Annotated in this window: 20 protein-coding genes, 1 pseudogene and 1 riboswitch; of the genes and pseudogenes, 15 read left to right on the top strand and 6 right to left on the bottom strand. The window is 65.0% G+C overall.

Going from position 1 to position 19959, the window contains the following annotated elements; genetic code table 11:
• The 10 genes from QNI11_RS24350 to QNI11_RS24305 all read left to right on the top strand — a co-directional run bounded on the left by QNI11_RS24350 (position 1) and on the right by QNI11_RS24305 (position 9429).
• On the top strand, positions 1-1170 hold the full coding sequence (locus QNI11_RS24350) for a M20 aminoacylase family protein (protein ID WP_100931341.1): 1170 nt from the start codon (positions 1-3) through the stop codon (positions 1168-1170).
• Positions 1171-1770: 600 nt separating this feature from the next.
• On the top strand, positions 1771-2475 hold the full coding sequence (locus QNI11_RS24345; RefSeq protein ID WP_283983932.1) for a GntR family transcriptional regulator: 705 nt from the start codon (positions 1771-1773) through the stop codon (positions 2473-2475).
• Positions 2472-3269 (top strand): sugar phosphate isomerase/epimerase, encoded by a 798-nt coding sequence (locus tag QNI11_RS24340; protein ID WP_283983931.1) that lies wholly within the window; start codon positions 2472-2474, stop codon positions 3267-3269. Before QNI11_RS24345 ends, QNI11_RS24340 begins: the two co-directional genes overlap by 4 nt.
• Position 3270: 1 nt before the next feature.
• A complete protein-coding gene (aroQ, locus tag QNI11_RS24335; protein WP_100931338.1) occupies positions 3271-3708 on the top strand; it encodes a type II 3-dehydroquinate dehydratase in 438 nt (145 codons plus the stop codon).
• Between the two features lies 1 nt (position 3709).
• Positions 3710-4744: a Gfo/Idh/MocA family protein gene (locus tag QNI11_RS24330; RefSeq protein ID WP_283983930.1), complete on the top strand. Its 1035-nt coding sequence runs from the start codon at positions 3710-3712 to the stop codon at positions 4742-4744.
• Positions 4741-5634, top strand: coding sequence for a dioxygenase (locus QNI11_RS24325; protein ID WP_283983929.1), 894 nt, complete (start codon positions 4741-4743; stop codon positions 5632-5634). Before QNI11_RS24330 ends, QNI11_RS24325 begins: the two co-directional genes overlap by 4 nt.
• Positions 5635-5640: 6 nt before the next feature.
• Positions 5641-6423 (top strand): 2-oxo-hept-4-ene-1,7-dioate hydratase, encoded by a 783-nt coding sequence (gene hpaH, locus QNI11_RS24320; RefSeq protein ID WP_283983928.1) that lies wholly within the window; start codon positions 5641-5643, stop codon positions 6421-6423.
• Positions 6420-7178, top strand: coding sequence for an HpcH/HpaI aldolase/citrate lyase family protein (locus QNI11_RS24315; RefSeq protein WP_283983926.1), 759 nt, complete (start codon positions 6420-6422; stop codon positions 7176-7178). Before hpaH ends, QNI11_RS24315 begins: the two co-directional genes overlap by 4 nt.
• Positions 7175-7786, top strand: a complete 612-nt coding sequence (locus QNI11_RS24310) for a transporter substrate-binding domain-containing protein (protein ID WP_283983924.1) — start codon at positions 7175-7177, stop codon at positions 7784-7786. The genes QNI11_RS24315 and QNI11_RS24310 overlap by 4 nt, the downstream gene beginning before the upstream one ends.
• A gap of 353 nt (positions 7787-8139) precedes the next feature.
• A complete protein-coding gene (locus tag QNI11_RS24305) occupies positions 8140-9429 on the top strand; it encodes an MFS transporter (RefSeq protein ID WP_283983922.1) in 1290 nt (429 codons plus the stop codon).
• A gap of 231 nt (positions 9430-9660) precedes the next feature.
• On the opposite strand, the gene QNI11_RS24300 is transcribed toward QNI11_RS24305, so the two are convergent.
• Genes QNI11_RS24300 through QNI11_RS24290 form a run of 3 tightly spaced genes read right to left on the bottom strand, consistent with a single transcriptional unit; the run spans position 9661 to position 12484 of the window.
• Positions 9661-10422, bottom strand: coding sequence for an ABC transporter ATP-binding protein (locus QNI11_RS24300; protein WP_283983921.1), 762 nt, complete (start codon positions 10420-10422; stop codon positions 9661-9663).
• Entirely contained in the window at positions 10419-11471 is a 1053-nt protein-coding gene (locus tag QNI11_RS24295; protein WP_373418471.1) for a FecCD family ABC transporter permease, read from the bottom strand. Before QNI11_RS24295 ends, QNI11_RS24300 begins: the two co-directional genes overlap by 4 nt.
• Before the next feature lie 2 nt (positions 11472-11473).
• Entirely contained in the window at positions 11474-12484 is a 1011-nt protein-coding gene (locus QNI11_RS24290; RefSeq protein ID WP_283983918.1) for an ABC transporter substrate-binding protein, read from the bottom strand.
• A 101-nt stretch (positions 12485-12585) separates the two neighbouring features.
• A riboswitch (cobalamin riboswitch) is annotated at positions 12586-12776 on the bottom strand.
• 319 nt (positions 12777-13095) lie between these two features.
• Between QNI11_RS24290 and QNI11_RS24285 the strand changes: the two are divergent.
• From QNI11_RS24285 to QNI11_RS24265, 5 genes and pseudogenes are all read left to right on the top strand, one after another.
• Positions 13096-13500 (top strand): annotated as a pseudogene (locus tag QNI11_RS24285) (transposase); the annotation flags it as partial.
• A gap of 299 nt (positions 13501-13799) precedes the next feature.
• On the top strand, positions 13800-14741 hold the full coding sequence (locus tag QNI11_RS24280; RefSeq protein ID WP_283983917.1) for a CaiB/BaiF CoA-transferase family protein: 942 nt from the start codon (positions 13800-13802) through the stop codon (positions 14739-14741).
• Positions 14738-15649 (top strand): TRAP transporter small permease subunit, encoded by a 912-nt coding sequence (locus QNI11_RS24275; protein ID WP_283983916.1) that lies wholly within the window; start codon positions 14738-14740, stop codon positions 15647-15649. Before QNI11_RS24280 ends, QNI11_RS24275 begins: the two co-directional genes overlap by 4 nt.
• On the top strand, positions 15646-16062 hold the full coding sequence (locus QNI11_RS24270; RefSeq protein ID WP_283983915.1) for a TRAP transporter large permease subunit: 417 nt from the start codon (positions 15646-15648) through the stop codon (positions 16060-16062). The genes QNI11_RS24275 and QNI11_RS24270 overlap by 4 nt, the downstream gene beginning before the upstream one ends.
• Positions 16059-16898 (top strand): TRAP transporter large permease, encoded by an 840-nt coding sequence (locus QNI11_RS24265; protein WP_283983914.1) that lies wholly within the window; start codon positions 16059-16061, stop codon positions 16896-16898. The genes QNI11_RS24270 and QNI11_RS24265 overlap by 4 nt, the downstream gene beginning before the upstream one ends.
• A gap of 128 nt (positions 16899-17026) precedes the next feature.
• Here the strand turns inward: QNI11_RS24265 and QNI11_RS24260 are convergent, their stop codons facing one another.
• Genes QNI11_RS24260 through QNI11_RS24250 form a run of 3 tightly spaced genes read right to left on the bottom strand, consistent with a single transcriptional unit; the run spans position 17027 to position 19864 of the window.
• The gene (locus tag QNI11_RS24260) at positions 17027-18187 is read right to left on the bottom strand and encodes an FAD-binding oxidoreductase (RefSeq protein ID WP_283983913.1); all 1161 of its coding nucleotides are present in this window, start codon (positions 18185-18187) and stop codon (positions 17027-17029) included.
• Complete coding sequence (locus QNI11_RS24255) at positions 18184-19563, bottom strand: NAD(P)/FAD-dependent oxidoreductase (RefSeq protein WP_283983912.1); 1380 nt, start codon at positions 19561-19563, stop codon at positions 18184-18186. The genes QNI11_RS24260 and QNI11_RS24255 overlap by 4 nt, the downstream gene beginning before the upstream one ends.
• Position 19564: 1 nt before the next feature.
• Positions 19565-19864 (bottom strand): (2Fe-2S)-binding protein, encoded by a 300-nt coding sequence (locus tag QNI11_RS24250; protein ID WP_283983911.1) that lies wholly within the window; start codon positions 19862-19864, stop codon positions 19565-19567.
• Positions 19865-19959: the final 95 nt, after the last annotated feature.

Raw genomic sequence — 19959 nt, 5'->3', positions numbered from 1 at the left:
ATGGCCATCGAGAACTGGGTCGGCAAGGAACTGGAAACCCTCACCGCCTTTCGCCGTGACCTGCACCAGAACCCCGAATTGCTCTACGACACCGTCCGCACCGCCGCCACCGTCGCCGAGGCCCTGCGTGCCGCCGGTGTCGACGAGGTGGTCGAAGGCATCGGTCGTACGGGCGTGGTGGGGGTGATCCACGGCCAGAGCAACAAGAGCGGGCGCATGATCGGGTTGCGCGCCGACATGGATGCGCTGCCGATCAACGAGGCCACGGGCAAACCATGGGCTTCGAAGGTGCCCGGCAAGATGCACGCCTGCGGTCATGACGGCCATACCACGATGCTCCTCGGCGCGGCGAAGCACCTGGCCCAAAGCCGCGCCTTCGACGGCACGGTGATCGTTATCTTCCAGCCGGCCGAGGAAGGCGGGGCAGGGGCCAGGGCAATGATCGAAGACGGTCTGTTCACCCGCTGGCCCTGCAACGAGGTCTACGGGATGCACAACCGGCCCGGAATGCCGGTGGGCGAATTCACGATTGCGCCGGGCCCGATCATGGGCTCGGTCGACGAGGTCCGCATCACCATCGAAGGGCGCGGCGGCCACGCGGCCAAGCCGAACGAGACCATCGATCCGCTGCCGGTCGCGGCAACGATCATCCAGTCGGTGCAGACCATCGCTTCGCGCACAATCGACCCGATGGACAACGCCGTGGTGTCCCTGTGCACCATGCAGGCCGGAAACGCCTTCAACGTCATCCCGCAGACGGCAGAAATCACCGGCACGGTGCGCGCCTTGCGCGAGGAGGTCCGCGATCAGGTCGAGGCCCGGCTGAAGAGCTTGGTCGAGAATATCGCGTCGGGTTTCGGTGCGACCGGAAAGGTCGACTATATCCGCCACTACCCCGTGACAGTGAACCATGAGCGCGAAACGGACCTGGCCGCACAGGCAGCGCAGGAAGTGGCTGGTGTGGACCGCGTCGATCTCGAAATGGCGCCGGTGTTGGGCGGCGAGGATTTCTCCTTCATGCTGAACGAGGTTCCCGGTGCGATGATCAACATTGGCAACGGTCCCTCGGCCGGACTGCATCATCCGGAATACGATTTCGACGATGACGTGATCGGCTGGGGATGCTCGTACTGGACGACGCTGGTGCGTCAGCGTCTCCCGGCGGCTTGACGGCAGACTGGCTCGCAGGTGGGAAATCCGGTCGCAGGCTACGCATGGGAATTACGCTGCATGCGCTTGGCCACGACATGAGGCAATACGCTGCGAGCCGGTGACATAATGACCGGTGACCCGACTCTGGATTGTCGGAAGCCGGAGTTTTCCGGCAGGTTCACGATGACGCGCGGTTTATCTGCGCGGCAACGAAGCCTCGGTCGGTCCGCGTGAGGAACCTGCCGGGGCCAAATCTATCACGTTCTTAACGGACGTTCCCGGATCGCCAACTGCGATGGCCCCCAGCTCCAAGCCAGCTGCGAAGAGGGTCGCGTTCCTATGCGGCTCGAAGGCGGCAAAGCCGTCAACCGTGGGACCAATGACGCGGTCCGCGCGGTAGCGGGCCGTTCCGTTTAGGTGTTGACGGCGGAGAGGTGCAGGACCGGCGGGCTTTCCGCGGCCAGCAGCAGGGAGAGGGCGGCGCGGCTGAACGATGCGCGCTTTGGAGGGTGTTAATTTGTGCCCCCCTTAATAATCGATTATCTGAGGTTTTGCCAACTTTTGGTGTTTACATGGGTTATCCTGACCTCCTATGACTTCCGCCCAGGAGGACAGCCCATGGCCCATCCCGCAAACCAACCATATCCTGCTGCCAAGCAGACGATTGCCGCCCGGATCGAGGCGCGGGTGCGTCAGGACATCCTGCACGGTCGGCTTGCACCCGGAGAAAAGCTGAATCTCGACCGGCTGCGGGATCAGCATGGCGTCGGGCTGTCGCCGCTGCGCGAGGCAATGAACCGGCTGGTCGCCACAGGACTGGTCGAAGCAGAGGCCATGAAGGGCTACACGGTCACGCCGATCTCCGTGGCGAACCTGGACGAGGTCGCCGCGCTGAGGATCGAGCTGGAGCCGTATGCCCTTCGCCGCGCCATCGCCAATGGCGGGCTGGAATGGGAAGGCGAGGTCATGGGCGCGCTGCACCGTCTGAACCGCACGCTGCGCGTGCCGGGGGATGCGGCAAGCCTTACGGCTTGGGAAGCCGCCAACAACGCCTTTCACGAGGCGCTGATCGCCCGCTGCGACATGCCGCTGCTGATGAAGATGTATCACCAGCTTGTCGCGCTGAACGACCGTTACCGGCTGATCTACCTCAAGGCCACGGCGATCCAGCGCGAGGTCATCGACGAGCACACCGCCATCGCACAGGCCGCTGTGGAGCGCCGCGCGGATGAGGCCTGCGCGTTGCTCACCGGACATATCACCCGCTCTACCGACAACCTGCGCCGGCTGATCGTGGCCTCCTTGCCGGAGACCCCGCAATGAACGCGCTGAACGGCATCGGCCTCGGGCACTTCACATTTCTCGACCTGTCTCCGGTCGACCTGGTGCGGCTGGCGCGGCAGGCGGGTTTTGGTTTTGTAGGCCTTCGGTTCCACCCTGTTGCCACCGGGCAATTGAACTGGCTGCCCGACGCGGCCGGCCTGCGCGAGCTGGCCAGCGTCATGGAAGGCGAAGGGATCGGCCTTTACGACATCGAAACCGTGGTGATCGACGCGGGGTTCGACCCCGAGGCGCTGATCCCCGCGCTGGATGCGGCGGCGCAACTGGGTGCGCAGCGGGTCAACACCTGTGCCGATGTCTTTCCCGCACTGGCAGAACGATTTGCGCGTGTCTGCGCGCTGGCGGGGGAACGCGGCCTGTCGGTGGACATCGAGTGCATGAAGTGGCGCGGCGTGAACCGGCCCGGCGCCTGTCTCGGCCTGATCAAGGCAAGCGGGGCCACCAACGCCGGTTATCTCGTGGACACGTTGCACCATGCGCGCTGCGGCGGCACGACCGACGATCTGCGGCAGATCGCGCCCGGCCTGCTGCGCTCTGTCCAGATCTGCGACGCGCCCTTGCCCGCGCCCGAAACCACCGACGCGCTGCTGGCCGAGGCCCGTGGCGGGCGGCTTCTGCCCGGCGAGGGTGCTCTGCCTCTGGCAGAGTCCCTGCGCGCCCTGCCACACGACGCGGTGATCTCGGTCGAGCTGCCCAATGCCTCAGACGAACGCGATCCGCTGACCCGCGCCCGTGCCATCCACGCCGCCACGACGGCCCTTCTGAAAGAACTGTGAAATGCCTGACATCCTGATCCTCAACGGCCCGAACCTGAACCTGCTGGGCAAACGCCAGCCCGAGATCTACGGGCGCGAGACGCTCGATGACGTGGCGCGCCTGTGCCAAGAGGCCTGCGCCGAGGGCTTCAACACCCGGCTGGAACAGTCCAACCACGAAGGCGACATCATCGACTGGATTCACCAAGCCCGCGAGACGACCTGCGGCATCGTGATCAATCCCGGCGCCTTCACTCATACGTCGATTGCCATTCTCGACGCGCTCAACACCTATGAGCCGCCGGTGATCGAGGTCCACATCAGCCAGGTCCACAAGCGCGAGGCCTTCCGCCATCATTCCTATGTGTCGCACCGGGCCGACGGTGTGATCGCGGGCCTTGGCCTGGAAGGCTACGTCGCCGGCATCCGCCGCATCTGCCAGCTTGCAGGAACCCGCTGAGATGAACACCAAGATTGCCGTTGTCGGCGCGGGCTTGATCGGCCGACGCCATGCCGCAGCGGTGCGGGCGGCAGAAAACGTCGAGCTCGCCTGCATCGTTGATCCGGCCCCTGATGCGCAGGCCTATGCTGCCAGTCTAGGCGTGCCCTGTTTGCCCGATCTTGGGTCGCTTTTTGCCTCGGAGAGCGCGGAGGGTGTCATTCTCTCTACACCCAACACCATGCATGCGGACGGTGCGCTGGCCTGCATCTCCGCGGGCTTGCCTGTTCTTATCGAGAAGCCCCTGACCACCGACCTCGCCTCCGCCCGCGTTGTGGTAGAGACCGCTGAGAACGCCGGAGTCGCCATTGCCACTGGCCATCACCGTCGCCACAACCCCCTGATCGCGCGGGCGAAGGCGCTGGTGGACGACGGAGTGCTGGGACAGATCGCCAGCGTCCATGGCACTACCTGGTTCATGAAGCCTGAAGAGTATTTCGAGGTCGACTGGCGGCGGCGCAAGGGGGCAGGGCCGGTCTACCTCAATCTCGTCCATGACATCGACCTGCTGCAACATTTCTGCGGTCCGGTCGCTTCGGTCCATGCGGCGGAGTCGAATGTGATCCGCAGGAACGAAGTCGAGGAGACTGCCGTGATCCTGCTGCGCTTTGCCAGCGGACTTCTCGGAACAGTTAACGTATGTGACAGCGCCGTTGCGCCTTGGAGCTGGGAGCTGACCGCCCGCGAGAACCCTGCCTATCCAGCAACTGCCGAGGATTGTTACTGGATCGGCGGCACCGAAGGCTCGCTCTCGCTGCCGAACCTGACGCTCTGGCAAAACCCGGGCAAGCGCTCGTGGTGGGAGCCCATCTCCGGTTCGAAGTTGCTCTTCGACTTTTCTGACCCGTTGATCCTTCAGGCCGAGCAATTCGGCCGCGTGATCCGGGGCGAAGAAGCACCGCTCGTCTCTGGCCGCGACGGTTTCGCCGCATTGGCGGTGATCGAGGCGGTAAAGCTGTCCGCCGCAACCGGCCAAACTGTGGAGGTAGACCGATGACCATTCTTTCCGGCGTATCTGAGGTCACGCCAGCCGTGCAGGACGTCATGGCCCGGACCACCGATCCGCGCCTGCGCGAGATCATGACCTCGCTGATCACCCATCTGCACGGTTTCATCCGCGATGTGCGGCTGACCGAGGCCGAGTTCCAGCAGGCGACGAAGATCCTCAACACCATGGGGCAGCAGTCGAACGACAAGCACAACGAGTTCGTTCTGATGGCGGGGTCGCTCGGGGTGTCTTCGCTGGTCTGCCTGCTCAACAACGGCGACAATGGCACCACCGAAACGACGCAATCGCTGCTGGGGCCGTTCTGGCGGCTGAACCATCCGCTGACCGAAAACGGCGGCTCGATCCTCCGGTCGGAGACGCCGGGGCCGCGTCTGGACGGTTGCTTCCGCTTTGTCGACAAGGAGGGCCAGCCGATCGAAGGGCTTGAGGTGGACATCTGGCACGCCTCGCCCGTGGGGCTCTACGAGAACCAGGACGACAGCCAGGCAGAGTACAATCTGCGCGGCAAGTTCCTGACTGGTCCGGACGGCGTGGTGCGGTTTCGCTCGGTTCGGCCCGTGGGCTACCCGATCCCGACCACCACCACCGTGGGCCGGCTGCTGGAGGCGCAGAACCGTCACCCGTACCGTCCGGCGCATGTGCATGTGCTGGCGCATAAGCCGGGGCTGAAGACGTTGATCTCGCAGATTTACGTCGATGACACCGACTACCTGCACACGGATGTGCAGTTCGGCGTGACCCGTGCGCTGGTGGGCGAGCTGACCGCCCATGACGAACATCATCCCGTCGACGGCGACGTGGGCCAGTGGTTCAGTCTCGATCATACGCTGGTGCTGGAGCCCGGCGAATCCAAGCTTCCCATTCCTCCGATCAAGTGAGTTCCCATGCTGAGTGACACCGAACGCCAGGCCGCCGCCGATGCGATCCTGAAGGCAGAGCAGACCCGCGAGGTCTGCGTGCAGCCTTCGACACAATGGCCCGGCATGACGCTGGAGGACGCCTACGACGTGCAGCGCCGCTGGGCCGAAGCGCGGATTGCCGACGGGGCGAAGATCGTCGGTCGCAAGATCGGCCTGACCTCCCGCGCGATGCAGCAGGCGTCCAAGATGACGGAACCGGACTACGGTGTGATCCTAGATGACGCGCTCTATCGGGACGGGGCGCGGATCAGCGCGGGGACCTTCATCAAGCCGCGGCTCGAGGTCGAGCTGGCCTTTGTCATGGGTGCGGACCTGGAAGGCGCGGGGTGCCAGGTGCACGATGTGCTGCGTGCCACGGAATACGTGACCCCGGCGCTGGAGATCATCGACTACCGCACGGAGGTGCCGCGCCAGATCGTCGACACTATCGCCGACAATGCCGCCTATGGCGCGATCGTGCTGGGCGGACGCCCCGTGCGGCCCTTCGACGTCGATCTGCGCTGGCTCGGCGCGACCCTCTCGCAGAACGGCAACATCGAGGAAACCGGCCTGTCGGCGGGGGTCATGGGGCATCCGGCCGCGGGGCTGGCATGGCTGGTGAGCAAGCTCGCGCCGCTCGGCAGCGGTCTGAAGAAGGGCGACATCGTGCTGGGCGGGTCCTTCACCCGGCCCGTGGACATCCGCTCCGGCGATGTGATCTTTGCCGATTACGGGCCTCTGGGCGCGATCGGAGTGTCCTTCGAATGATGCCGGCCAACAGCTTCAAATCCCGGCTGAAAGCCGGGGAGGTGCAGATCGGCCTTTGGTCTTCTCTGGCCGATCCCACGGTGTCCGAGATCCTCGCAGGGTGCGGGTACGACTGGATGATGCTCGATCTCGAGCATTCGACGGCCAGCCCGGGGGACGCACTGGCCTGGCTGCGGACGCTGGCGGCTTACCCCGTCAGCCCCGTGGTACGCCCTGGCTGGAACAACCCGGTGGAGATCAAGAAGCTCCTCGACGCGGGCGCGCAGACCCTTCTGATCCCCTATGTCCAGAATGCCGAGGAAGCGCGGCAGGCGGTGGCTGCCATCACCTATCCGCCCGAAGGCATTCGCGGCGTGTCCGGCATCACACGAGCGACGCGGTTCGGCGCGGTACAGGGCTACGCCCAACGGGCCAACGAAGAGCTGTGCCTTCTGGTGCAGGTGGAAACCCGTACGGCGCTGGACAATCTCGAAGAGATCGCCACCACGCCCGGTGTCGACGGCGTCTTCCTCGGACCGGCAGACATCGCGGCCAGCTTTGGCCATGTAGGTCAACCCTCGCACCCGGAGGTCAAGGCCGCCATCCTCGACGCCATGGCCCGGCTCAAGGTGCTCGGTGTGCCTTCTGGTATCCTGTCGCTGGATCAGGCTTTTCTTCAGGAGGCCAGGGGCGCGGGCGCGGCCTTTGTCGCCGTGGATGTGGACAGCGGCATGCTGCGGCGCGCCGCCTGCGCCCGGCGCGCGGAATGGGCATGACCTCTCTGCGCATCGCCTTCAATCTGAACAACCGCGCCGTGGTTCAACTGCACGACGGCGTCTTTACCGGCCCTGCCGCAGAGGTGGCACATCATATCGCCGAGGCGCTTGGCGACGTGACGCTGAAGGGATACCCCGACGCGCGCAGCATCTTGCAAGACATCGGCAGCGGCTGGGACATGGCCTTCCTCGCTGCCGATCCGAAACGTGCGCATTTGATGCGCTTCAGCACACCATACCTGGAGGTCCGTGCAACCTTGCTCCTGCACGAAGACAACCCTGCAACAACCCTTGCGGAGTTCCTTGCAGCGGGGCAACCGATCCTCTCGGTAGCGGGTGCAGCCTACCACGGGCATCTCGCAGGCCTCGTTCCAGAAAGCTGCCTGATCGCCGCAGAAAGCGCCGCAGACGCGAGACAACGCTTTGCCGATGGCGACGCTCCGGCCCTCGCGGGGTTGCGCGCAACTTTTGCCGACAGAGCTTTCCCGGAAACGCGGATGCTCCAGGACGATTTCGCCATCATCTCTCAGGCGGTGGCGCTCGCCCCGGAAGCGGCCTCCCTTTTGGACACCGTTGAGATCGCCATTCACAAGGCGCGCCTGTCCTGAGACCTGCCGCAAAGGGCACTATCCCGAATGCACTTGGGACCCAACGTCACCTTGAGAAGACCGCGCCACCACGGCGTGAAAAGCTTGATCAAAACCGCGTCCTTCCCATCACACGCCGCCTAGGGTCACGAAATGCTGCGGCGGGGGACATGGGGACCTGAAAACTCGGCCGTGCGGAGCGTATTGCTGGCCGTCGGCGACTTCGATCAACATTGGTCAGCTTGCGAAAGTCCGCGGTACTAACAGACAGGGCGTTCTCCGCGCGTGTTCGAAGCGCCGCTTGATACTCGCGAGATGGACCTGAGCTCTGGCACGGTATTGCGCAAGTCGCCTTCGAAGCCGAAGGTGCGGCCATGGCAACAGAAACAGACTTCTCCTTTGCTGCGCTGACCGGTCCGGCGAGACGGCACATCCGGGTGTTTCAGGTCCACCAGTTTCTCGATCGTTTTGCCATGGGTCTGACGGTTGCCGTCGTTGCACTGGCTTTGACCGATCGGGGCATGGACCTTTTCCAGATCTCGCTGCTGTTTGGGGTCTACTCACTGACAACCATGGCGATGGAACTTCCGTTCGGCGGACTGGCCGACAACATTGGACGCAAGCCTGTCTTCCTGGCCGCAGTCGTCGCCAGTCTGGTCTCTCTGGCGCTCTTTCTCTCGACACGCGATTTCTACGTTCTCGCGCTCTCATTTGCCTTCATCGGTTTCGGGCGGGCCCTGCGGTCGGGCACGCTCGACGCATGGTTCGTTGAGACCTTCCGAGCCGCTGCGCCGAACGTGGACGTTCAGCCCGCTCTCGCAAAAGCGCAGTGGGCGAATGCCATGGGCCTGGCGGTGGGAGCTGTCTTGGGGGGCGTGCTGCCCGATCTCTTTGGGCCGGTGGCAGAGAGTCTGGGTTTCAGCGTTTACGACGTCTCTTACGCGGCGAGCTTTGCGGTGATGCTTGGAGTGTTCACCTACACCTTGCTTGTCATCGTGGAGGACCCGCGCCCATTGAACCCCCAGGCCCTGAAACAGGGGTTTGCAACTGTACCGCAGGTGATCGGGGACGCAGGTCTTCTTGCCCTCAGACATCCGGCGTTGTCGGTGCTTTTGGCGGCTCTGGCGTTTTTCCTGATGGCGACCAACCCGGTCGAAGTGATCTGGCCGACCCATGCAAAGCCGATGTTGGAGGAAGGTTATGCAAACACGGTCATTGGTGTCCTGACCGCCACCTATTTCTTTTCAATCGCATTCGGCGCGTCGTTGTCTCCGTACATCAGTCGGATCTTCAGACGGCGGCACGCGATCACCCTTGCCGCGGCTTTCGCCTGCATGGCGGGCGTTCAGGTCGAGTTGGCCCTGCAGGGCAGTATCGCGGGCTTTGCGACGGTTTTCATCCTGTATTCCGTTCTCCTTGGCGTATCCGAGACGCCCGCCAGCAGTATTCTTCACCGATGCGTAGAAGACCGCCAGCGATCCACGATGCTGTCTCTGAGGTCGCTGATACAGCAACTCGGAGCAGCTCTGGGTCTGGTCTTGGTGGGAGCGGTCGCCGAGGCCTACTCCACACCTGCGGCCTGGATCGTTGGCGCCGCGTTTCTTGTCGTTGCCGTGATCCTGCTCGGAATCCTCGCCAAACGGCTTGCCGCAGAGATTGAATAGCGGTCATTTGAGCGACATGCATCATCGGTTTTTATTTGGGCTTGAAGCGGACTCGCGGCGGTGCGGCAAGGGCAGGTGGAAGGTCACCTCGATCTCTGCATTGATCTGACCGAGGAAGTGATTAGCTCCGTTGGGCAGCACTTCGGCGATGGAGACCGCGCTGCGCCGGCAGGTGGCGGCATGTTCAGCGCGCGGGGACTGGCCGATGAGGCAATGCAGATGCCCTATCCGCTATAGGGCATGGGAGAAATGGAGGCGCGGCGATCCGTCGGGTGCCGCGTGGCGCACCGCCGCAACGCCGAAAACATCCGCCAGCAAAGCCTCGTTGAGCACCTCGTGTGGACGGCCCATTGCCACCAGTCGGCCCCGGCTGAGCACCCCGATCCGGTCACAGGCCGCGGCCTGGTTGAGATCGTGGAGCGCTATGACCCGGGTGATTGGCAGGGCCTGGACAAGAGCCATGAGCGAGAGCTGATGGCGGATGTCGAGATGGTTCGTGGGCTCGTCCAACAGCAGCAGGTCCGGAGTCTGCGCCAGTGCGCGGGCGATATGGACGCGCTGACGTTCGCCGCCCGAGAGGGTGTGCCAGAGACGTTCGGCAAAGGCGGTCATTTCCACGGCTCTCAAAGCATCATCGACGGCATCCTCATCTTCGCTCCCCCAGCCTCGCAGCGGCGAAAGATAGGGCGTGCGCCCCAGGTTCACCGCTTCCCGGACGGTCAGGCGGTCCGTCGTTTCGGCCTGCTGTTCGACGAAGGCGATGCGCCGGGCGCGCAAGCGGGCAGGCATCCGCCCGAGCTCCTCGTTTTCCGCCAGGACGCGGCCCGTTGTGGGACGCCGAAGTCCCGCGAGGCAACGCATGAGCGTGGATTTTCCAGAGCCGTTGGGGCCGATGAAACCGACGAGTTCCCCGGGCTCCACGCAAACCGAGATGTCCTCAAGCAGGGGCGTGCGGTGCACGCGGGTCGACATGCGTTGCACCTCGATCCTCATCGCCGCGCTCCCCGGATGAGGATCAGCGCAAAGGCCGGAGCGCCGACAAGCGCGGTCACAACGCCGATGGGCAGGACCTGCCCCGGGACGATGATGCGGCTGATCACGTCAGCCGCGACAAGGAACACCGCGCCCGCCAGCGCCGAGGCGGGGACCAGCCGGTCGTGGCGCGTGCCGACGAGAAAGCGCATGGCATGTGGCACGACAAGGCCAACGAAGCCGATCGCGCCCACTTTGGAAACGAGCACCCCAACCATGATGGCAGTGACGGTGATGAGGCTGCCGCGCAAGGCAGGCACGTTGATCCCGATGGACGCGGCCCCGTCCGCGCCGAACGTAAAGGCATCGAGTCCGCGCCGGTGCCAAAGACATAGCGCGACGCCCCCGAGGGAGACGGCCGTGCAGGCCCCGACATCATCCCAGCGGATGCCAGACAGATTGCCCATGAGCCAGAACATGATGCCGCGCGCCTGCTCGGCATTGGCGGAGCGGGCGATGGTGAAGGCGGTCAGAGCGTTGAACATCTGCGAGCCGGCGATCCCGGCGAGGATGATTGCGGTCGCCGCTTGGGTCCCGCGCCCGCCACCCGCGCTCCCGTTCACCGCGTGGGCCAGGGCCACGACGCATCCGAAGGCGACAAGCGCTCCGGACAATGCACCGAGCGACATCGAGATTGCCCCGCCTCCGATGCCCGCGACCGACACGAGGACCGCCCCCGTCGAGGCGCCCGCCGACAAGCCCATGAGGTAGGGATCGGCCAGAGGATTGCGCAACAGCGCCTGAAGAACGACCCCGGTCAGGGCGAGGCCAGCCCCGCAACAGGCGGCCACGATGGCCCGCGGGAGGCGGTAACTCCAGATGATGCCCGCCTCGATCCCGTCGACCGGATAGCCCGCGCCCCACAGATGGTTGGCCAGCGTCCGGCACACCACGGCAAAGGGCAGACTGGTCTCGCCAATTGCCGTACCTGCAAGGATGGTGGCCCCGAGCAGGAGAGGCGCGAGCCAGAGCCCGTGCCGAACCGTGATGCGCGCGGGTGTGGCCGCCATGGTCATTCGAAGGACATCTTCGAAAGGGCTTCGGAGAGCGTTTCCAGCCCGTAGATCGACCGCATCGTCGCGCTCATGGCGTGCGCATCCATTTGCACGATCCGGTCCTCGCGTACGGCCGTCATCTGGCTTGCGACAGGATCGGTGCGCAAGAACTCCAGCTTCTTCTCGATGTCGTCGGCGGGAAAGCGACGGCGGTCCATGTAGGCGATGACGATCACGTCCGGGTCGGCCCGGGCGATGCTCTCCCATCCCACAGTCGGCCATTCCTCGTCGGACTCAATGACATTCTCGATCCCCAACTTGGACATCATGTAACCCGGCGCGCCGAGGCGTCCGGCGACATAGGGATCCATTTCGATGTCGGCGGAGGAGAACCAGAACACGGCCGACAGGTTCTCGGGCAGGTCAAGCCCTTCCGCACGGGCAATGGCGCGTTCTTCGGTCGCCTGAAGGTCCGAGACGAGGGTTGCGCCCGCGCTGCGCACGTCGAATATCTCCGCCAGCTCCCGAATGCCCTTGTAGATCGAGGCCGTCTCAAAGGCGCCGACGCGTGTGCCATCGCCGCCGGTGGAATTGTCCTTTGTGTCGCAATCGGCGGGCAGGATGTAGGTCGGGATTCCGATGTCGTGGAACATCTCCCGTGTGCCGACGTTGCCGCTCTCGCCCACATGCCATTCGTATTGCACGGCGACCAGCCCGGGCTTCTTCGCGACCACGCTCTCGAAGCTGGGGTCGTTGTCGGCCAGCCGCTCGATCGCCTCGTTGACCTCCGCGAACTCCGGCAAGACAGGGTTGAACCAGACCGAGGTGCCCGAGACCTTCGGCGCGAGGCCGAGCGAATAGAGGATCTCTGTCGCGGACTGCCCTATCGTCACCACGGTGTCCGGTGCGGCGTCGAACGACACATCGAGCCCGCAGTTCGTCAGTGTCAGGGGGTAGTCCGTTTGCTGCGCGTTCAGCGCCGTGGCAGCGCTGGCCAACAGCGCAGCCGTCATCAAGGTCTGTCTCATCCGATCCGTCCCGTCAGATAGGACCATCAGGGGAAAGACGCGAAACGGAATGCGGCCCGGCGGCCACGTCATGTTTCCCGCCTCGGCACACCCCGTCCGGTCGTGGTTTCGTTCATGTCGGCAGGTCTCCTGACTGACGGGTCACAGCGTCTCTCGCCTTCCCGGGACGAACCCAGTGGCGCATCGAGAGGCACTCACCGCCTACAGTTGCGGGGGCAGTTCCGTTTGCCGGCCGAAGCCGGAACGGATTCCCTTTCAATTCCCGAAGGAAACCGACGCCGCAATCTCTGGCATAGTTCCCGATGCACAGCAAGTGCGCGGCGGCACGAACACAATCGCCGAAGCCTAGGTTGGCGAGTGCGTCGAAAAGGGAAAATGGGCTCGGAGCGGACCTGCGGCGGTGCGGCAAGGGCAGGCCAAAGGTCACCTCAGGTGCGCTGTCGCTGCAGGCCCATTCCGGCAGTTCACGCGATCCGCCATTGCCGCCATCGCTCTCGCCGCTGCTGCCATCTACCTCCTATGAGATGCCGTAACGGGGCCTGCGTCCGTGACCCGCCCGTTATCGTTGCAAAATCAAGGGCAAGCTGGCGCCATTCCCGTATCGGATCCACATGGAGGACTGCGGGATGAAGCTGTTTATTGGGCTGGATGTGTCGCTTGAGAAGACCGCAATTTGCGTGATCAGCGAGCATGGGAAGATCGTGAGGGAGGCGCAGGTGGCCAGCGAGCCCGAGGCGCTGTTGCGCTGGATCGGCGATCAGGACGGGGAAGCTGCGGCTATCGGGCTCGAAGCTGGCCCCCTGTCGCAATGGCTGCATCGCGGGTTGTCCGCGGCAGAACTCCCTGTCGTGCTGATGGAAACCCGGCAGGTGAAAGGCGCCTTGAAGGCCATGCCGATCAAGACGGACTGCCGGGATGCCGAAGGGATCGCACGCCTGCTGCACCTCGGCTGGTTCCGACCGGTTCACTGCAAATCAGTCTCCGCACGAGAGGTTCGCGCTGTGCTCGCCGCTCGCAAGGCGGTGCAGCAAGGGTTCATCACGCTTGAAATGTCCCTGCGCGGGCTACTGCGGAACTTTGGCCTCAAGGTTGGCACTATATCCCGTGGCCTATTCGAACAGCGTATATGCGAACTGGCGGCAGGTAATCCGATGCTGGTAGCGGCAACCGAACCCATGCTTCGCGCGCGGGCAGCGCTACGGCGAGAACTGGCAGGCCTTGAACGCCATGTCCGCCAACTTGCCCATGACGATCCGGTCTGTCTGCGCCTAATGTCGATGCCCGGGATTGGCGTTATCGTGGCAAGAAATCCGTTGTGCTGGACGTCAAGGATGCGGATGACCTCGCAACGCTGCGCGCGCTGCTGGAGACCGCGGACGTCTTTTTCGAGAATTTCCGAGACGAGACCCTGGCAAAGATTGGCCTCGCGCCGGACCAGCTGCGGCAAAGCCATCCCACGCTTGTCGTCGCCTCCTGCAAGGGCTTTCTGAAGGGTCGCTACGAACACCGCGCAGCCATGGACGAGGTGGTGCAGATGATGGCCGGGATGGCGTACATGACCGGGCCAAAGGGGCGTCCGTTGCGCATCGTGTCTTCTGCCAATGACATCATGGGCGGGCTGTTTGCCGCCTACGGCGTGCTCGGCGCGCTGATCCAGCGCGGCAAGACCGGGCAGGGGGCTGCGGTCCGTTCGGGCCTGTTCGAGAACTGCCTTCTGCTGGTGGCCCAGCACATGGTGCAGTTCGACATCGAAGGCGAGGAAAGCCCGCCGATGCCCGAGCGGGTGTTCTCCTGGCCGATCTACGACCTGTTCGAAACGGCGGACGGGCGGCAGATATTCGTGGGCGCGGCGACGGACGGGCAGTGGGAGAAACTGTGCATCGGGCTCGGGCTGGAGCACTTGCTCGCGGATGACCGTCTGAAGACCCGCCCCGACCAGATCAGAGCGCGTGACTGGACCCTGCCGCAGATTGCGGCGGTGATCGTTGCACGGCCCTTCGACGAGATGGTGCAGGTGATGGAGGCCAACGACCTGCTGTTCGCCCCGGTTTCCCGTCCTGCCGAGATGTATGACGATCCGCATGTGAACAGGCCCGGCGGGCTCTTCACCTCCGAATGCCGGGACAAGAAGGCTTTCCGCGCTCCCGCGGTGCCGGTCGAGATAGACGGGCGACCCATCGTGTCCGAAAGCGTCACTGTGCCCTCGGTCGGCGAGCACACGGCAGAGATCCTTGGCGCGTTGAAGGTGCAGGCATGACCCGCGTCCTTGCGGCCTACCCGGAGGATCGGATCGCCTTGCGCGAGGTCGGCCTGCGCGACGGTCTGCAAATGCCGAAAACCTGGCCCACGACGACACAGAAGCTGGAGTGGGTCACGCGGGGCGCGGCCGCAGGTGTGCGCTATTTCGAGACGGGGAGTTTTCTGTCCGCCGACAAGGTGCCGCGCTTTGCCGATGTGCGCGAGGTCATCGGCGCCGTGGCGGCGCAGGGGGGCCATGGCGTTGCGTTGGCGATGAACAAGCGGGGCGCAGTGGATGCGCTGGCAAGCGATGTGCCGGAAATCACCGTGGTGATTTCCGCAAGCGCCGCGCACAACGAGGCCAACGTGCGCCTTACGCAGGAACAGAGCCTGTCGGCCATCGCCGACGTGGTGCGGCTGCGTGACGAGACGGGCAAGGACACGATCATCAACGCCGGGATCGCCACGGCCTTTGGCTGTTCGATTGCGGGTGATGTGTCGGGCGATGACGCGATGCGGATGGTGGACCGTCGTCGCGGTCTTCATGCGCTACGTCCTGACAGCCCGCTTCTGTGGTCCGACGAGGTGACCGGCTGGGCGTTGGTGGCGATGATTTCCTGCGGGGTGGCGGAAGCCTACCGGCGGGGCGATCACATCGCCATCGACCTGCTGACCGACCGCCTGCGCGGCCCGTCCCGCGCGGTACAACGGGTGTTTGCCGGCCTCGCCTTTCTGGTGCTGGCCGTCGTCCTGTTCCTGTCCACGTGGGAAGCGGTGGAATTCTCCCGCATGGTCGGCAGCTACACCACCGGACACCTCGAAATCCCGGGCTGGATCCCCCAGGCGCCGCTGATGCTTGCGGCGGCGATGCTGGTCCTCGTCGCGCTCACGCGCATCCTCGACACCCTCGCTGGGCGGAGCCAATGACCATCCTTTTAGTCTTCGGCGGGCTGATCCTGCTGCTCCTGACCGGAATGCCGATCTTTGCCGCGCTGGGGCTGACGGCCACGGCGATCCTGCTGATCTTCGAGGGCCATATCGGCCCGATCTCCGACACCGTCATGGCGCACCTGTCCAAACCTGTGCTGATGACCATCCCGCTCTTCGCCTTCATGGCGCAGATCATGATCAAACCGAAGGTCATCGACGATCTCTACGTCATGGCAAACACGGTGATCGGCCACATCCGGGGCGGCCTCGGGGTGGCGACGGTGGTGTCCTGCACGATCTTCGCCGCGATTTCCGGATCGTCAGTGGCCACGGCCCTGTCGATCGGTTCCAGCGCCATCCCGCAAATGAAGCGCTATGGCTATCCGGAACGCGAGGCGCGGGGGGGGTGATCGCCGCGGGTGTAACCCTGGGCATTCTCATTCCCCCTTCGGCCCCGATGATCCTCTATGCCATCGTCTCGGACGCTTCCATCGGCGCGCTGTTCCTCGCCGGTATCCTGCCCGGCCTGATGCTGGCGATCATGTTCTCTATCTACTGCATGTGGAACGGCGGCACACGCGAACATACATCCTGGTCGGGATGGGGCGCCGTGATGCTGGCGCTGCGCAAGTCGATCTGGGCCGTGCTGACCCCGCCGATCATCATGGGCGGCATATACGCGGGTGTCTTCACCGCTTCCGAAGCCGCCGCCGCCGGGTGCCTCTACGCACTACTCGTTGCGGCGCTGGCCTATCGCACCCTCACACCCCTCATGATCCGCGACTGCGCTTATGCCACGATGCGGACCTCGATGATGGTCTTCATGATCATCGCGGGGGCGGCGATGTTCGGCCATGCCATCACCATCATCCGCCTCCCGGTCGGCGTGATGGAGACTGTTGCCGCGCTCGGCCTGTCTCCGCAAGCCTTCATCCTCGTGGTCATGGCGCTAATCTTCGTCTTGGGCATGTTCTTTGAATCCATCGCGATCATTCTGATCACCACGCCAATTCTTCTGCCGACCATGCACGCGCTGGACATCGACCTCGTCTGGTACGGTGTGCTTCTGATGATCAACCTCGAACTGGCGATGATCACGCCTCCCGTCGGTTTGAACCTGTTCGTCATCAAGGGGATCACCGACGCGCCCCGGGTGCCACAGCCGCCGACCGGGCTCATGACGGATCTGCGGGCCTGCCGGACAGCTCTGGCGAAGCCGCCACGCGTCACCGGTTGGCTGGGCTGATTGGGCGGGCGGGCAGATGCCGGAGAGCAACATGCGGCCGTCGAGCGCCATGGCGAAAGAGGTTGCGCGCCCATCCCCGCATCGGAAACGGACGTTACACGCTCAGGAAAAGGCGCGTCCGCAAGGGTTTACTGGTCGAACTCCAGGTGAATCTTCTCCGAGACTTCGGAGCCCTCGGTAAAGCGGTCGATGCCGTAGCCCGAGATGTCGACAGGTGAGGCCTCGCCCCGCACGAGCGCGGCGAGGCATTCGCCGACAGCCGGAGCAATCTGAAACCCGCCGCCGCTGCCTCCGAATGCGTGGAACAGGCCCGGAGTGGTGGTGCTGGCGCCAATCACCGGGAGCATGTCGGGCAGATAACCCTCGACCCCGGACCATACGCGGATGATCTCTGCCCGCGCCAGCATGGGGATGCACTCGACCAGCGCACGCATCCCTCGCAGTGTCTTGGCTGGCGGCACGTAGGTGAACTCGCCCGAAGGCAGGGAACGGGTGCGCGGGTAGCCCGAGAAGATGATGTTGCCGCGCGGGATCTGACGCACGATGACATCGCCCTCCACCATATGCACCGACGGGTGCAGTCGGTGCGGCAGGGGCTCGGTGACGAATTGCGGCGGGCCGGCGCTGAACATCGGCACGGGTTCTCCGGCCTGCTGGGCGAGCTTGCCGGCCCAGGCCCCCGCGGCGTTGACGACCCTTGGCGCTTCGAAACACCTGCCATCCGCGCTGGTGACCGCGAACCCCGTAGCGGTGCTGTCAAAGCCCGCAACCTCGCAGCCCTCGATCACGGTGCCGCCCGCCCGGGCCAGCGCCCGGGTCACGGGCGGCGTGCTGAGACGGGGATTGGCCACAGCGCTGCGCGGACTGAACGCGGCAAGGCGGGTGTCGCGCGACAGGAAGCCGAACCGCGCGTGAAGGGCATCTTTCTCAAGCAATTGCGACTCGACGCCGAAGCGCGTTGCGGTCTCTACGTCCTTGCGCAGCTGGATCTCGCCGCGTTCGCCGTGGGCGAAATAGAGATGCCCGGTGCGCTCGATCTCGCAACCCTCGCCGGTGAGGGCGCCGTAGGCCTCCCAAAGCTCCTGCGCGCGGATCGAGAGCGGGTACTGGCGTGCGGATCGTCCGTGCAGCCGCAGGTTCCCGAAATTTGTGGCGGAGGCCTGCGCCCCGATCTGACCCTTCTCGAGCAGCGTGACACTCAGTCCCGCGCGCGCGAGGAAGAGCCCGGTGAAGGCGCCGAAGAGACCGCCGCCAATCACGATGACGTCGCTTTTCAGGCGCCGGCTCATGTGTCTTGCCCCCGCGGGCTGGGATCGAAAACCAGCGGGATGGGGCGGACCGGAGCCTGCGCGCGCAGCCGTCCGGGCGGACTTTTGGTGGCGGCTGCAACAATCTCGCCAAGGGCCCGTCCGCAGAACCGGCCCTGGCAGCGCCCCATCCCGCAGCGAGTCACGGATTTCACCCGGTTCACCTCGGTCGGGCCGGAGGGCTCGTTCAGGACGGCTCGGATCTCGCCGGCGGTGACTCGTTCACAGCGGCAGACCAGGACGTCATCGGCAAGCGCGGCGGCTTGCTCGGCAGGCCAGCGGAAAGCGCCTGTCATGGCGCGCTGGAATGCCTGCTGCGCGGCCAGGCGGCGCCTGTCGCGCCTCATCACGACGCTCCGGACCGGATGGCCGAGACTTTCCAGAAGGCTCTGCGCTGCAAGGCTTCCGGCGGCGTCCGCAGCGTCGGCGCCACCGGTACGGGCGCTGTCCCCCGCCAGCCAGAGCCGCTCGCCCGCGCGGCCCGCCGCGTCGGTGCGGGGGAACCATTGCCGGAAGTCCGGATCGAACGCGAAGGTTGCGCCGGCCAACTCGGCGAGTTGGGTCTCTGCGCGCAATCCGTGGCCCAAGGCCACTGCGTCCGTCTCGGCAATTATGGCCCGGCCGCGGGCGGTCGTGTAGCGCAGCCGCGTGACGCGGGTGTCGCCCTCGATCGCTTCCAGCCGCACGCCCGAACGCATGCTGACACCGCCGCGCCACAGCTCGGCGATCAGGGAAAGTCCTCGCAGCGCATTGCGCGGCGCGTGGCGCAGCATGGCGGGGAAAGCCCGGGCCTTCCCCGAGAAGGGCGTCGTGTCGAGCACGGTCAGATCGCGGTGCCCCAGCCGAAGGTACTGCGCTGCCGCAAGGTAGAGCAGCGGCGACGAGCCTGCGAAGATCACCTTCCGCCCGATGAAGCTGGCATGCCGTTTCAGTGCCACCTGCGCCCCACCGAGGGTGAAGACACCCGGCAGGGTCCAGCCGGGCAGGGGCATCAGCCGGTCAGTTGCGCCAACCGCGATGACGAGGTGGCTATAGGTAATACTGTCGAAACCGTCCGGGCCAAGCAGCTCCAGCCGGTGGCCATGGCAGGCCCAAGCCAAGGTTCCGGTTCGGAAATCGCAATGCTGCAGCACAGCATCCTCGGCCTTTTCACGGCGCGCGATGGTCTCGGCCGACTTTCCGAAGAGCGCGGCGCGATGGCGCGAGGTCAGGGGCGACAGGCGGCGGGTGCCCTGCCCGCCGGGGTGGGCGCTTTCCTCCAGAACGATGGGCCTCAGACCGGCCTCGACGAGCCGCCGCGCTGCCGCGAGCCCTGCCGGCCCGGCGCCGACGATAACGATCTTCGTCTCCGCCTGCATGTCAGTCGGCCTCGTGGTATGGGCGCGAGCGCAGGCGCAGGCCATCGCGGGCGGGGATCATGCAGCCGCGCAGGCGCCGGCCTTGATCGTCCCACATGGTGCATTCCTGGCAGCTGCCCATCAGGCAAAACCCGGCGCGGGCGCCCCCGTCGAATTCGTTGACGCCGCACTGCGGCTGCGCAGCCAGCACCGCAGCCAGCACGGTGTCGTCAGGCCGCGCGGTGATCTCGGCACCGTCGAATTCGAAACGCAGCGGACGCGGCGCGTCGGCGTCGATGGGATGAAGGAGCGAGTTCGCCATGAATATTACCATGCAATATGCGCTATGGCATTATGAGAGGCCACAACTGGTCCTGCGTCAAGCCTCAACGTTTCCGGCCCTGTGCATAGGGCGGA

This window comes from Sagittula sp. MA-2 (genome assembly GCF_030126985.1).
Classification (GTDB): Bacteria; Pseudomonadota; Alphaproteobacteria; order Rhodobacterales; family Rhodobacteraceae; genus Sagittula.
Note: the sequence above shows the minus strand (reverse complement) of the source record. Positions and strands in the feature narration are given on the sequence as shown.